Below are 13,802 nucleotides of genomic sequence, written 5' to 3' on the forward strand. Positions count from 1 at the left end.
GATAAGGCCCGGTATCGACCCTGCTCATAACCGCACGGCATGATGGACGGCCCCGCCGCCGGAGTATGCCGCCATGAGCCAAGCCACCTGGAAACCCGAAACCATCGCCGTCCATGCCGGCTACTCGCCCGATCCGACCACGCGCGCGGTCGCGGTGCCGATCTACCAGACCGTGGCCTACGCCTTCGACAGCACCCAGCACGGCGCCGACCTGTTCGACCTGAAGACGCCGGGCAACATCTATACCCGCATCATGAACCCGACCACCGATGTGCTCGAACAGCGCATCGCGGCACTGGAAGGCGGCATCGCGGCGCTGGCGCTGGCTTCCGGGCAGGCGGCGGTGACTTACGCGATCCAGACCATCGCCGAGGCCGGCGACAACATCGTGTCGTCCAGCGCGCTGTACGGCGGCACCTACAACCTGTTCGCGCACACCCTGCCGCAGTTCGGCATCGAAACCCGCTTCGCCGATTACGACGAACCGGATGCGTTCGAAAAACTGATCGACGAACGCACCAAGGCGGTGTTTGTCGAATCACTCGGCAACCCGCTGGGCAATGTCACCGATATCGAAAGGATCGCGAAGATCGCGCATGCGCATGGCGTGCCGCTGATCGTGGACAACACCGTCGCCACGCCGTACCTGCTGCGCCCGATCGATTTCGGCGCGGACATCGTGGTGCAGTCGCTGACCAAGTATCTGGGCGGCCACGGCAACAGCCTGGGCGGGGCGATCATCGATTCAGGCAGGTTCCCGTGGGCGGAACACAAAGCGCGTTTCCCGCACCTCAACGAGCCGGATGTCAGCTATCACGGCGTGGTCTACACCGAGGCGCTGGGGCCGGCGGCCTATATCGGTCGCGCCCGCGTGGTGCCGCTGCGCAATACCGGCGCGGCGCTGTCGCCATTCAACTCGTTCCTGATCCTGCAGGGCATTGAAACGCTGCCCCTGCGCATGGACCGGATCGTGCAGAACACGCGCACCATCGCCGAATATCTCAAGGCGCATCCGAAGGTCGCCTGGGTCAATTACGCTGGCCTGCCGGATCACCCCGAACACGCGCTGGCGCAGAAATACCTGCGCGATGCGGCGCCTTCGGGCCTGTTCACCTTCGGCCTGCCGGGCGGGCGTGAAGCCGGCGCGCGCTTCCTCGATGCGCTGCAACTGTTCACGCGTCTGGTCAATATCGGCGATACCCGCTCGCTGGCCACGCATCCGGCTTCGACCACGCACCGCCAGCTGGATGAGGCGGAACTGGAAAAGGCCGGCGTGACGCTGGACACCGTGCGGCTGTCGATCGGCATCGAGCATGCCGACGACTTGATCGCGGATCTGGAACAGGCGTTGGCGGCGGCCTGAGTAGAGGTTGGTGGCGCGCGCTTTTCCCGGCTCCGCAGTAGATCCGGACAGTCCGGCAAAATACAGCCACAGCCGGGGATGGAGTCATGGGAAAGCCACTCCCGGATACAGCGGTGCCTTAACCGGGCTACATGATGCGTCTTGTCCGAGCTGAGTGGTGGATACGGTGACACAGTGAAGAGCGCGCTCCGGCATGGGTGGTTTGCGCTAGGCTGGCCGCCATGGCAGCGACCACGGAAAATCGTGGCGCGCGCTGTTCCCCCGCCCCCTTTTCGCGATCCGAGCCATGCCGCTTTCCCGCCCGCATACGGAACAGAGCCTGCTGCGCCTGTCGATGGTAGCGACGCTGGTGCTGGCGATCTTCGGGCTGGTGCTGGGCCTGCTGGCCGGATCGGCGGCGATCATCTTCGACAGCATCTACGATATGACCGACGCGGGCATGACCTTCCTGGCCTTGCTGGTGGCCAATCTGATCCGCAGTTCCACCAGCGGCGATGCCGCCGGCGGGCGGCTGGCCGAGCGCTTCACGATGGGCTTCTGGCATCTGGAGCCGATCGTGCTGGGGATGAGCGGCACGCTGCTGATCGCAGCGGCGATCTATGCGCTGATCAACTCGGTCGACAGTTTCATGTCCGGCGGGCGCCAGGTGCAGTTCGGCTATGCGGTGTTTTTTGCCGCGGTATCGCTGGTCGGCTCGGTGGCGATGACCTGGTTCGCGCGTCGCGCCAACCGCAGCATCCGCTCGGATTTCGTCGAACTGGATGCGCGCGGCTGGTTCATGGCGGCGGCATTGACCGCCGCCTGGCTGGTGGCCTTCGGCTTCGGTTATGCGATCCAGCACACCGAACACGCCTGGATGGCGCCCTACATCGATCCGGCGGTGCTGGCGCTGGTGTGTCTGGTGGTGATTCCGATCCCGGTCGGCACGGTACGGCGCGCACTGGCCGATATCCTGCTGGTGACCCCGGCCGACCTGAAGCAGCATGTCGACGATGTGGCGCAGGACATCGTCGAACGGCACGGCTTCGACGGCTATCGCGCCTATGTCGCGCGGGTCGGGCGCGGGCGCCAGATCGAGCTGTATTTCATCGTGCCCACGCGCTGGCCGGCGCGCCGGCTGGAAGAATGGGACCAGCTGCGCGACGAGATCGGCGAGGCGATCGGCAACGACACCCCGGACCGCTGGCTCACCATCGTTTTCACAACCGATCCAGAATGGGCCGGGTGAGCGCAGTGCCGACCTGACGGCTCTTCATGTGCCGGGTTTACGGCATTCAACCCGTAGCGAACGGCGAAGCAGGCAGCATTACGTGGCTTCTACCAGCAGCGCCATTTCGTCGTCATCGAAGCCGGCGGCGCGGCGTGCGTCGAGGTTGAAGGGGCCACGGATGAAGCCGCGTCCGTGCTGGCGCAGCAAATCACGGAAGGTGCTGCGTGGTTCGCGGCCTTCCCGTTCGCACAGGTGACGGAACCAGCGGGTTCCGGCGGCCACGTGTGCGACTTCCTCGCGCAGGATCACTTCCAGGATCGCGACCGTGGGCGCATCGCCCAGCGCGGTCAGGCGTTCGATCATCGCCGGGGTCACGTCCAGGCCGCGTGCTTCGAGCACGCGCGGCACCAGCGCCATCCGTTCCAGGCAGGAATGCGCTGTGCGCCGCGCCATCTCCCAGAGGCCGTCATGCGCATCGAAATCGCCGTAGGCATGGCCAAAATCGGCCAGCCGGCCGACCAGCATTAGGTGATGGCGGGCCTCGTCATCGGCGCAGGAGACCCAGTCGGCGTAATAGTCCGCAGGCATGCCGGGAAAACGCAGCACCGCGTCCCACGCCAGATTGATGGCGTTGAATTCGATATGCGCGATCGCGTGCAGGAAGGCCGCGCGGCCTTCGTCGCTGCCCAGCCCGCGTGCGGCCAATTGCCGTGGTGGCACCAACAGCGGGCGATCCGGGCGGCCGACAACGGCCGGGTCGGGAATCGCCGGCCAGTTGCTTTCGTCTGCAAGCGACAAGCCGCCAGAGAAAAATTGCGCGGCGGCGGCGCGGGTGGTAGCGACTTTTTCGCCCGGATCGCGCAAGGCCAGACAGTGTGCGGCGGCGTGTTGCAGGCTCGGCCACCTGCATGCAGGCGCCGTCGCCTCCGCTGCCGCAGTCATCCGGCCAGGCGCTTCTGCCGCGCCTCGTCGCCGCGCTGTTCGCTCAGGCGTTCCAGGTATTCGCTCGTGGTGCCGGTGACGTATTCGCCGGTGAAGCAGGAGGAATCGAATCCGTGCAGGCTGTCGTTGCCTTCGGCCACGGCCCATTCCAGATCAGCCAGATCCTGGTAAATCAGCCAGTCGCAGCCCAGCGCGGCCTGCACTTCTTCCTCGCTGCGGTCGTGCGCGATCAGTTCGTTGGCAGCCGGCATGTCGATGCCGTAGATGTTGGGATGGCGCACCGGCGGCGCGGCGCTGGCCAGATAGACCTTGCGCGCACCGGCATCACGCGCCATCTGCACGATCTGGCGGCTGGTGGTGCCGCGCACGATGGAGTCGTCCACCAGCAGCACCACGCGATTGCGGAATTCCAGCGGAATCGGGTTGAGCTTGCGCCGCACCGATTTCACCCGCTCACCCTGGCCCGGCATGATGAAAGTCCGCCCGACATAACGGTTCTTGATGAACCCTTCGCGGTATTTGACGCCCAGCACATTGGCCACTTCCAGTGCCGAATCGCGCGCCGAATCGGGGATCGGGATGATGGTGTCGATATCGTGGTCCGGGCGCAGGCGCAGGATCTTCTCGCCCAGTTTCACGCCCATGCGCATGCGCGCCTTGTGTACCGAAACGTTCTCGATCATCGAGTCCGGCCGCGCGAAATAAACATATTCGAAGATGCACGGCGCATGCTTGGCCGGTGCGGCGCACTGCTGCGCATGCAGTTCGCCCTGCGCGGTGATGACGATGGCCTCGCCCGGCGCGACATCGCGCATGCGGGTGAAGCCGAGCAGGTCCAGTGCGACGCTTTCCGAAGCCAGCGCGTACTCGGTACCGCTGGCGCTCTCGCGCCGCCCCAGCACCAGCGGGCGGATGCCATTCGGATCACGGAAACCGACCAGCCCCAGACCCAGCACAGTGCCGACCACGGCATAGCCGCCAAGACAACGCCGGTGCACTTCGGCCACGGCCTTGAAGGCGGCATCCGGATCGAGCCGTTCCTGACGCATCAGCTCGTGTGCGAGCACATTCAGCAGCACTTCCGAATCGGACTGGGTGTTGATGTGCCGGCGATCCTGTTCGAACACCTCGTGCCGTAGCGCCTCGGTGTTGATCAGATTGCCGTTGTGCGCCAGCGCGATGCCGTAGGGCGAATTGACGTAGAACGGCTGGGCCTCGTCCGAGCCTTCGGAACCGGCGGTCGGGTAGCGGCAATGGGCGATGCCGATGCGTCCGGCCAGCAGCCGCATCTGTTCGGCACCGAACACGTCGCGCACCAGACCGTTGGCCTTGTGGATGCGGATCCGGGTGCCGTCGATGGTGGCGATGCCGGCCGCATCCTGACCACGGTGCTGGAGCACGGTGAGGCCGTCATACAACGCAGGGGCAACCGCTTCGCTGCCGACGATGCCGATGATTCCGCACATGGGGTTGAAACCTCGTTTCTGGGTGCGCGTCAGGGAATGCGCGAAGGGTCGGAAGCCGGCGCAGGCGCGGCCACCGGAGCGGGTGATTCAATCTGTTCCGAAGCAGATGGCGGCGCGGCCTGTTCGCCATTTTCGCCAATGTCTGCGTTCTCCAGCGGCGGCAGCGGCAGCGCCGTGGCCATCGCACCGGCCACCTGTGCCGGATCGAACGACAGGTGCTCGGCCAGCGCCTCGGGCAGCCAGTCACGCATCCATTCGGCTCCACGGGAAAAACCGGGCAGCAGCTGCGACTGCTGCCAGACCGGCTCCTGCGGCAGCGGCGTGAAACCGGCCACCAGCACCAGCACGCAGGCCACGGCGGCACCGCGCAGCAGGCCGAAACACAGGCCGAGCAGGCGATCAGTGCCAGACAGACCGGTGCCTTTCACCAGTTTGCCGAGCAGCCAGTTCAGCAACCCACCGACCACCAGCGCCAGCACGAACACCGTGGCATAGCCCAGGAACCAGCGCGCGGTCGGCGCGTCCACATGCGGCTGGAACATGTCCGCCACGTCCGGCCCAAACGCGAACGCCAGCCAGAACGCGGCCACCCACACCAGCAGCGACATGACTTCGGAAACAAAGCCGCGCCAGATGCCGATCAGCGCGGAAATGCCCAGGATCGCCAGCAGCACGATATCGGCCCAGGTCAGCATGGCGATCGGCGCGACGGATCAGGGATGCGGGACGATGTTGCCGTCCGCACCGAGTCTGGTCTTGGCGTCGGCCTTGAGCTTATCGGCGTCGGCGCGGCGCAGTTCCGGCCCCAGCCGCACCCGCCACAGCGTGCCGCTGTCGGTGCGGGTGCGTTCAACATAGCTGGCAAAACCGGCGCCACGCGCGCGGTCACGCAGCGCGTTGGCATCGGCTTCGCTGCGGAACGCACCCAGCTGCACCGCATACCCTTCGGCCACCGTCGGACGCGCGGCGGCCGGTGCGGATTCGCCTTCCAGCGACACCACGCCGGTGGGCAGATCCGAGCGCAGGCGTTGCACGGTCAGGCGTGCGGATTCGGCTTCCGAACGCTGCGCGAACGGCCCCAGGCGCACGCGCTGCACCGCCTTGCCATCCAGCGTCACCTGTTCGGTGTAGGCCGGAAGACGCTGCTGGCGCAGCTGCGATACCAGTGTGCTGACATTGCTGGCGTTGGCATAACTGCCCAGATTCACTGCCCAGCGGCCGGTCGACGTGGCCGCTGGCACGTTGGCGACAGGAGCCGGCGCAGGCGCAGTGGCCGGCGGTGTCGGAGCGGGAGTGGGAACAGGTGCTGCAACCGGCGCAGGCGTGGATGGCGCGGGAGCCGGTTCGGTGCGCCCGACCGGCATGCCGGATACCGCATCGATACGCGGCGCCTGGCCGGTGGTGTCGACCGTGGCGACACGGTCGCCTTCGTCAGCGATGGCGGTATCGGCAGGCGGCGCTTCGCTGGCGGGCGCAGGGCTCTGCACCGGCGGGGCCAGGGTCAGATCACGGGTCTGGAAATCGCGGTTGTCGCGGTTCGGCACGTCCACCGGCACGCTGCTGGTGCCAGTGTCGGGTTCCGGACCACTGATCAGCATCGGCAGGAAAATCACGGCGAGCGCCACCAGCACGGCGGCGCCGATCAGGCGCTGTTTCAAGGAGGCATCCATGCAACCAACCCGGAATGGATCGGCGCCAAGTATAACGGCCCGCGCCGGCCGTCACCGTGCCGGCGCCGCTGCTGGTACAGCCTCAGGCAGGCTTGTCCAGCGCCTGCAAGGCCTCGGCCACGGTGTGGAACGAGCCGAACACCACAATCCGGTCACCCGCACGCGAGGCCCGGCGCGCTTCCTCCAGCGCCACCGCGACCGATGCGTGGCGCATCACCAGCGAGCGCGACAGCAGCGCGCCGAGCTTCTGCCACAGAAGCTCGACCGGCTGGGCGCGGCCGCCGGCGCCACTGAGGCCGGCCAGATGCCAGATATCGATATGGGCCATCAGCGCGGCCACCTCGTTCGCCACGTCCTTGTCCGCCAGCGCGGCAAATACCGCCTGGGTGGCGCCGCTGGCGCGGTTGCGTTGCAGCCATTGCGCCAACTGCTGCGCGGCCTGCGGGTTGTGCGCGATATCCAGCACGATCTCGACCGGGCCGGGGATCACCTGCATGCGGCCGGGAAGCTGCGCGGCACCGATGCCGCTGGCGAGGTGCTCCGGCGAGACCGGCAACGGTGGCAGCAGCGCACGGAACGCCGCGATGGCGGCGGCGGCATTGGCCAGTTGTGCCGGCGCGCGCAAGGCCGGCAACGGCAGTTCGATGCGGTCGCGCTCGTCCTGGAACACCCAGCCTGCGCCCTGCGGCTGGAAATGGAAGCCGCGCCCGGCGCGCAGCACCGGCGCGCCGACGCGTTCGGCCTCGCGCAGCAGGGTGTCGGGCGGGTCCAGTTCGCCGATCACCAGCGGCTTGCCGGGGCGCAGGATGCCGGCCTTCTCGCGCGCGATGCTCTCGCGGTCGTTGCCCAGGTATTCGGTATGGTCCAGCGCCACGGTGGTGATCACGGCCAGATCGGCATCCACCAGATTGACCGCATCCAGCCGGCCGCCCAGGCCCACTTCCAGCACCACCAGATCCAGCGGCTGCCGCGCGAACAGCCACAGCGCGGCCAGCGTGCCGAATTCGAAATAGGTCAGCGACACCTCGCCACGCGCGGCTTCGACCGCCTCGAACGCGGCCACCAGCGCCGCATCATCGACCGGCTGGCCGTCGATCCGGACGCGCTCGTTGTAACGCAGCAGATGCGGCGAGGTGTAGGCCCCGGTGCGCAGCCCGGCAGCGCGCGCAATGGCCTCGATGAAAGCCACCGTCGAGCCCTTGCCATTGGTGCCAGCCACACTGATCACGCGCGCGCCGGGCCGGCCCAGCGCCAGCCGCGCCGCGACCTGGCCGACACGTTCCAGCCCCAGTTCGACTTCCTTCGGATGGATGCGTTGCAGGTGTTCCAGCCACTGCGCCAGGTTCATCAAAGCTGCCTCCGTTTGCATGTGGAACACTTTACGCAATCCGGTGGCGTGATGGCTCATGGGTGGGTGGCACGGCGCTGGTCACCAGCGGGAAAGTCCCATCGCGGCCACGTTGCTTACCGTCAGGCGATGCATCACGCATGGACGACATCGCGGCAGGCAATCCACGAATATTCGGCAGGAGCGCACCCGAAGGGGTGCGATTGTCGGGGTGCGTCCGAGACGCGGGTGCAGGTTCTCAACCTGCACCCGCGCATCCTTTGCGCCTCTCCGTGATTGACGCTCCTGCGATCAAGTTCCCGCGCGATCAGCGCGGGCGCGGTTCCACGCCCAGTTCGCGCAGGATTGCCGGGGCCGGGTAGACCTCGTCCATGATCCACAGCATGTAGCGCCAGTCGACGTGGATGGTGCGGGTGATGGCCGGGTCGAAGACCCAGTTGGAGGCGACCGATTCCCAGATGCCGTCGAAGATCAGGCCGACGAATTCACCCTTGGCATTGAGCGTGGGCGAGCCGGAGTTGCCGCCGGTCACGTCCAGATCGGCCAGGTAATTGACCGGCACATCGTTCAGCGATTCCACCGCCCAACGGCCGAAGCGGCGCTGCGCGATGGCGTCCAGTTGCGCCTGGGTGGCGTCGAAGGGATCGGTGCCGGTGTGCTTTTCGACGATGCCGCGGGTGGTGCTGAACGGCAGATAGGTCATGCCGTCGCGCGGCGACACGCCCTGCACATTGCCGAAGGTGATGCGCAGGCTGGAGTTGGCATCCGGATAGGTGGCGCGGTCCTGGCTGGTGCGGTAGTCGATCAGCGCCTGCATATAGCCGGGCTGGAGTCGGGCGAGCGCGCCGTTGAAGGCCTTGCGCTCGTCTTCCAGCCGCTTGAGTGCCGGCGACAGCGCGGCGGCCAGTTGCAGGAAGCTGTCATCGCTGGCGTCCAGCGTGGCCTGGTCCTGTTCGAAGGCGGCCAGACGCGCGTCGGTGGCGGTCAGCGAGGTGCCGGCATACAGCGCGTCGAGCTTTGCGGCCAGTGCTTCGCGTGAAGGCGCATCGCCCTTCAGCCAGGCCCAGGCGTCCAGTTCCTGCAGGCGCTGATCGGCCGGCAGCGCGGCATATTTTTCGAGCCAGTACTCAAGGATCTGCCGGTCCACGCCAACGTCCATACGCCGCTCCAGCTGACGCAGACCGGCCTCGATGCCCGGCCAGTCGCGCTGCTGATAGCCCGGCTCGCGTGCGGCATCGTCGAGCGCGCGTTCCTGCGCGAGGCGGTAGATGCGATTGGCCGAACCCAGCAGGCCGCTGCCGGCCAGCGCATTGACCACGCGGTTGCGTTCGCGCGTGGCGCGCTGGGATTCGATCAGCGCGGCGTATTCGCGGTAGTTGGCCAGCGCCGCGCGGCCTTCGCCGCCGCGCTGTTCCAGCCACGCCACCAGCCCGGCTTCCTCGCGGTGCTTGGTGCCGGCGGCATCGGCGCGGCGGAAGCCGTCAAGCATGCCGGCCATGTTCTTGCTGCCGTTGTTCCAGCCGGCCAGCGAGGAGGCGTACTTGATCGCGACATCCGCATCGGCCTTGCCGGCGGTTTCGGCGATGTTGATCAGGTCGTTGAAGATGGCGATCTGGGTTGGATAGGTCCATTCGATCGCGTCATCGATCTGGCTCGCCAGCTGGTAGCGCTGCGTACGGCCCGGATAGCCAGCCACCATCACGAAATCGCCCTCGTTCAACGCGTCCTTCGCCATCGGCAGGAAGTGTTTCGGGCGATACGGCACGTTGTCTTCCGAATACGGCGCCGGCTTGCCGTCTGGCCCGACATAGGCGCGGTAGAAGGTGAAATCGCCGGTCTGGCGCGGCCAGATCCAGTTGTCCTCGTCACCGCCGAAGCGGCCGATGGCATCCGGTGGCGCGTAGGCGATGCGCACGTCGCGGATTTCCACCTGGCGGAACAGGCGGTACTGCACCCCGCCGAAATGCGAGAACACGCGGCAGCGGTAGATCTCGTCGGCCTCGCACTCGGCCACGAGCTTTTTCTGCGCGGCCTCGATCGCATCGTTGCGGGCGCGGTCGCTGGCGTCGGCCGGAATGCCGCCCAGCACCTGCGCGGTGACATCGCTGATGTCCTGCGTCACCCAGATGCGCGCACCCGGCCCGGCCGAGACTTCATCGGCCAGCGTTTCGGCGATGAAGCCGTCGCGCAGCATGTTGTTCTCCGGCGTGGAGTTCAGTTGCAGCGAGCCGTAGGCGCAATGGTGGTTGGTGACCACCAGGCCATTGGGCGAGACGAACGAAGCGGTGCAGCCGCCGAGTGACACGATCGCACCCATCGGCTGGCCGCGCAGGTCCGAGAGTGTGGCCGGGTCCAGTTGCAGGCCGGTGCGTTTGAGCGCATCGGCGATCTGCGGCAGTTGTTCCGGGGTCCACATGCCTTCGACGGCGATGGCGGGCAAGGCGGCCAGCAGGCCGGCACACAGCAGCGAAAGGCGCATCGGGAAACCCCTGTTCGAGTGGAAACCTCCGAGTATAGAGGCGCCCTGCGCAGCCCGGATGGGCCAATCGTCACCGCCGTGCAGAAGCCCGCAGGCGCCTATAATTTGCCGCTTCACACTCACCGCCCGGAGCGGTCATGACCCAAACCATGAAGGCGCTGGTCAAGCGCGAGGCCACCCGCGGGATCTGGATGGAAGAAGTGCCGATCCCGCAAGTCGGCCCGAACGAAGTCCTGATCAAGCTGGAAAAGACCGCGATCTGCGGCACCGATCTGCACATCTACCTGTGGGACGAGTGGAGCCAGCGCACGATCAAGCCCAGCCTGACCATCGGCCACGAATTCGTCGGCCGCATCGTCGCGCTGGGCGAGGCGGTCACCGGCTACAACATCGGCGACCGGGTGTCGGCCGAAGGCCATATCGTCTGCGGTCACTGCCGCAACTGCCGCGCCGGACGCCAGCACCTGTGCCCGAACACCATCGGCATCGGCGTCAACCGCAACGGCGCATTCGCCGAATACATCGCGATGCCGACCTCCAACCTGTGGCCGATCCCGGACCAGATCCCGTCCGAACTGGCAGCGTTCTTCGACCCCTACGGCAACGCCGCGCACTGCGCGCTGGAGTTCGACGTGATCGGCGAGGACGTGCTGATCACCGGTGCCGGGCCGATCGGCATCATCGCCGCCGGCATCTGCAAGCACATCGGCGCGCGCAACGTGGTGGTCACCGATGTCAACGATTACCGCCTGAAACTGGCCGCCGACATGGGCGCCACGCGCGTGGTCAACGTGGCGCAGCAATCGCTGAAGGACGTGGTCAAGGACCTGCACATCGAAGGCTTCGACGTGGGCCTGGAAATGAGCGGCAACGCACGTGCCTTCGGCGACATGCTCGATTGCATGTACCACGGCGGCAAGATCGCGATGCTGGGCATCATGCCGCGCGGTGCCGGCATCGACTGGGACAAGGTGATCTTCAAGGGTCTGACCATCCAGGGTATCTACGGTCGCAAGATGTACGAGACCTGGTACAAGATGACGCAGATGGTGCTGACCGGCTTCCCGCTGCAGAAGGTGCTGACCCACCAGATCCACATCGACGATTTCCAGAAGGGCTTTGATCTGATGGAAAGCGGCCAGTGCGGCAAGGTGGTCTGCAACTGGAGCTGAGGCCCGGCCCGGCAGCGGGGCTGCATGGATGCAGATCGGCTGTACCACGTTCCCGGCGGCCCGGCAGCACGGTGCCGCCCTTCCTGAAGCCTACGAGGTTGACCCCATGATTCTGCAACGCACCCTGCTCGGCGGCGCCATTGCCGCCAGCTTGCTGTTCCTGACCGCCTGCGGCGGCGCGCAGGATTCCGCTTCCACCCCTCCCGCCGGGCAGACCACGGCCCAGGCCGAAAGCGCGGACGCCTTCGTCGAACGCCTGAACCGTTCGCTGGAGGACATGACGCCGGAAATCACCTCGGCGCAGTGGCTGGCCAGCACCTACATCAACAACGACAGCCAGCGCGTGGCCGCCGCCGCGAACGAGCGCTGGCTGGCAGCGCGCAATGCCTTTATCGAGCAGGCCAGGCAGTTCGATCCGGAAGCGCAATCGCCTGCCACCGCGCGCGCCTTGCACCTACTGACCAGCGACGCCGCCATGCCGGCCCCGCGTGATCCGGCCAAACTCAAGGAGCTGACGGAAATCGCCAGCCGCATGGAGGCCGCCTACGGCGCCGGAAAATGGTGCCGTGACGCCGCTGGACAGGACTGCCTGGACATCGGCCAGATCTCGGAGATCCTCGCCGACACGGCCAACAGCAGCTATCACGAGCAACTCGACGCCTGGCGTGGCTGGCACACCATTTCCAGCTCGATGCGGGCCGACTATGAGCGCTTCGTGGAACTGACCAACGAAGGCGCGCGCGACATGGGCTACGCCGACACCGGTGAAGTCTGGCGCTCCGGTTACGACATGGACGCAGCCGCTTTCCAGGCCGAAACCGACCGCCTCTGGCAGCAGGTCGAACCGCTATACACCCAGTTGCAATGCTATGCGCGCAACCGTCTGGTGGAAAAATACGGCGAGCAGGGTGAAGTCGACGGCCTGATTCCGGCGCATCTGACCGGCAATCTGTGGCAGCAGGACTGGAGCAATCTGTGGCCGCTGCTGGAGCCCTACGCCGGCGTTGGCAGCCTCGATGTGGGCGCGGCACTGCGCAGCCAGCGCGATGCCCTGCTGGCCAAGGCGATTTCAGGCAGTGGCGGGCTGACGCAGCTCACCGCCGAGCAGCAGGTGGAGCTGACCCGCCAGGCCGATATCGACATCGCCGCGAACATGACCCGCCTGGCCGAAGGTTTCTACACCGGACTGGGCATGCCGGCGCTACCGGATTCGTTCTACAGCGATTCGCAACTGGTGCAGCCGCGCGACCGCGATGTGGTCTGCCACGCCAGTGCCTGGCCGATGGATACCAAGGGCGAAGTGCGCATCAAGATGTGCATCAAGCCGACCGAGGAAGAACTGACCACGATCTACCACGAACTTGGCCACATCTATTATTTCCTCGCCTACAAGGACCTGCCGGCGATTTTCCAGAACGGCGCGCATGACGGTTTCCACGAGGCCATTGGCGACACCATCGTGCTGTCGATGACGCCGGAATATCTGGCCTCGATCGGCCTGATCCAGGAGCCGCAGGTCAGCGAGCAGGCGGTGATCAATTCGCAGATGCGCATGGCGCTGTCCAAGGTGGCCTTCCTGCCATTCGGCCTGATGATCGACCGCTGGCGCTGGGGTGTGTTCGACGGCTCGATCACGCCGGACAACTACAACGCTGCATGGTGGGAACTGAAAAAGACCTATCAGGGCGTGGCACCTGCAGACGCCCGCGGCGAGGAGTTCTTCGACCCGGGCGCCAAATACCATGTGCCGGGCAATACGCCGTATACGCGCTATTTCCTCTCGCACATCCTGCAGTTCCAGTTCTACAAGGCGCTGTGCGATGCCGCCGGCCACGAAGGCCCGCTGTACCAGTGCAATTTCGCTGGCAATCCGGAAGCCGGGCAGCGTTACTGGGCGATGCTGTCCAAGGGCAACAGCCAGCCGTGGCAGCAGACGCTGAAGGAACTGACCGGCGGCGAACAGATGGATGCCTCAGCGGTGCTGGAATATTTCGCGCCGCTCAACACCTGGCTGGAAAACCAGAACCAGGGGCAGGATTGCGGCTGGAACGGCTGAGCCTTCCCGCCCGTCATCGGCAAGCCTGGCACGCCGGTCCGTCGCAGACATCGACGTTCCGGCGTGCCGGCACCGATCCATTCGCACCGGGCTTCA

The 13,802-nt window shown here is 66.2% G+C and carries 10 protein-coding genes; 4 read left to right on the top strand and 6 right to left on the bottom strand.

The genetic code is table 11. The features are described 5' to 3' along the window. The first annotated feature begins 73 nt into the window (after positions 1 to 73). Positions 74 to 1,363 (top strand): O-acetylhomoserine aminocarboxypropyltransferase/cysteine synthase family protein, encoded by a 1,290-nt coding sequence (locus WDB66_RS08060; RefSeq protein ID WP_339398034.1) that lies wholly within the window; start codon positions 74 to 76, stop codon positions 1,361 to 1,363. A gap of 286 nt (positions 1,364 to 1,649) precedes the next feature. Beyond that, entirely contained in the window at positions 1,650 to 2,591 is a 942-nt protein-coding gene (locus tag WDB66_RS08065) for a cation diffusion facilitator family transporter (RefSeq protein WP_339398035.1), read from the top strand. A gap of 78 nt (positions 2,592 to 2,669) precedes the next feature. Here WDB66_RS08065 and WDB66_RS08070 read toward each other — a convergent pair whose 3' ends face one another. The 6 genes from WDB66_RS08070 to WDB66_RS08095 all read right to left on the bottom strand — a co-directional run bounded on the left by WDB66_RS08070 (position 2,670) and on the right by WDB66_RS08095 (position 10,478). Next, on the bottom strand, positions 2,670 to 3,515 hold the full coding sequence (locus WDB66_RS08070) for a ferritin-like domain-containing protein (RefSeq protein ID WP_339398036.1): 846 nt from the start codon (positions 3,513 to 3,515) through the stop codon (positions 2,670 to 2,672). Then, the gene (gene purF, locus WDB66_RS08075; RefSeq protein WP_339398037.1) at positions 3,512 to 4,981 is read right to left on the bottom strand and encodes an amidophosphoribosyltransferase; all 1,470 of its coding nucleotides are present in this window, start codon (positions 4,979 to 4,981) and stop codon (positions 3,512 to 3,514) included. Before purF ends, WDB66_RS08070 begins: the two co-directional genes overlap by 4 nt. Before the next feature lie 29 nt (positions 4,982 to 5,010). After that, complete coding sequence (locus WDB66_RS08080) at positions 5,011 to 5,676, bottom strand: CvpA family protein (RefSeq protein ID WP_339398038.1); 666 nt, start codon at positions 5,674 to 5,676, stop codon at positions 5,011 to 5,013. An 18-nt stretch (positions 5,677 to 5,694) separates the two neighbouring features. Next, a complete protein-coding gene (locus tag WDB66_RS08085; protein WP_339398039.1) occupies positions 5,695 to 6,639 on the bottom strand; it encodes an SPOR domain-containing protein in 945 nt (314 codons plus the stop codon). A 94-nt stretch (positions 6,640 to 6,733) separates the two neighbouring features. Further along, entirely contained in the window at positions 6,734 to 8,020 is a 1,287-nt protein-coding gene (gene folC, locus WDB66_RS08090; protein ID WP_339398040.1) for a bifunctional tetrahydrofolate synthase/dihydrofolate synthase, read from the bottom strand. 286 nt (positions 8,021 to 8,306) lie between these two features. Further along, a complete protein-coding gene (locus WDB66_RS08095) occupies positions 8,307 to 10,478 on the bottom strand; it encodes a S46 family peptidase (RefSeq protein WP_339398041.1) in 2,172 nt (723 codons plus the stop codon). A 137-nt stretch (positions 10,479 to 10,615) separates the two neighbouring features. On the opposite strand from WDB66_RS08095, the gene tdh reads away from it, so the two are divergent. Together tdh and WDB66_RS08105 are read left to right on the top strand one after the other, a co-directional pair. Next, positions 10,616 to 11,650 (top strand): L-threonine 3-dehydrogenase, encoded by a 1,035-nt coding sequence (gene tdh, locus WDB66_RS08100; RefSeq protein WP_339398042.1) that lies wholly within the window; start codon positions 10,616 to 10,618, stop codon positions 11,648 to 11,650. 106 nt (positions 11,651 to 11,756) lie between these two features. Further along, a complete protein-coding gene (locus tag WDB66_RS08105; RefSeq protein ID WP_339398043.1) occupies positions 11,757 to 13,706 on the top strand; it encodes a M2 family metallopeptidase in 1,950 nt (649 codons plus the stop codon). Positions 13,707 to 13,802: the final 96 nt, after the last annotated feature.

The organism is Denitratimonas organivorans, from assembly GCF_037478135.1.
GTDB lineage: Bacteria > Pseudomonadota > Gammaproteobacteria > Xanthomonadales > Xanthomonadaceae > Denitratimonas.

Bases quoted from the DNA above. Each gene is read 5' to 3' on its own strand.
- WDB66_RS08060 (WP_339398034.1), top strand. From the start codon at position 74: ATGAGCCAAGCCACCTGGAAACCCGAAACCATCGCCGTCCATGCCGGC.
- purF (WP_339398037.1), bottom strand. From the start codon at position 4,981: ATGTGCGGAATCATCGGCATCGTCGGCAGCGAAGCGGTTGCCCCTGCG.
- folC (WP_339398040.1), bottom strand. From the start codon at position 8,020: ATGCAAACGGAGGCAGCTTTGATGAACCTGGCGCAGTGGCTGGAACAC.
- tdh (WP_339398042.1), top strand. From the start codon at position 10,616: ATGACCCAAACCATGAAGGCGCTGGTCAAGCGCGAGGCCACCCGCGGG.
- WDB66_RS08070 (WP_339398036.1), bottom strand. From the start codon at position 3,515: ATGACTGCGGCAGCGGAGGCGACGGCGCCTGCATGCAGGTGGCCGAGC.
- WDB66_RS08095 (WP_339398041.1), bottom strand. From the start codon at position 10,478: ATGCGCCTTTCGCTGCTGTGTGCCGGCCTGCTGGCCGCCTTGCCCGCC.
- WDB66_RS08080 (WP_339398038.1), bottom strand. From the start codon at position 5,676: ATGCTGACCTGGGCCGATATCGTGCTGCTGGCGATCCTGGGCATTTCC.
- WDB66_RS08065 (WP_339398035.1), top strand. From the start codon at position 1,650: ATGCCGCTTTCCCGCCCGCATACGGAACAGAGCCTGCTGCGCCTGTCG.
- WDB66_RS08105 (WP_339398043.1), top strand. From the start codon at position 11,757: ATGATTCTGCAACGCACCCTGCTCGGCGGCGCCATTGCCGCCAGCTTG.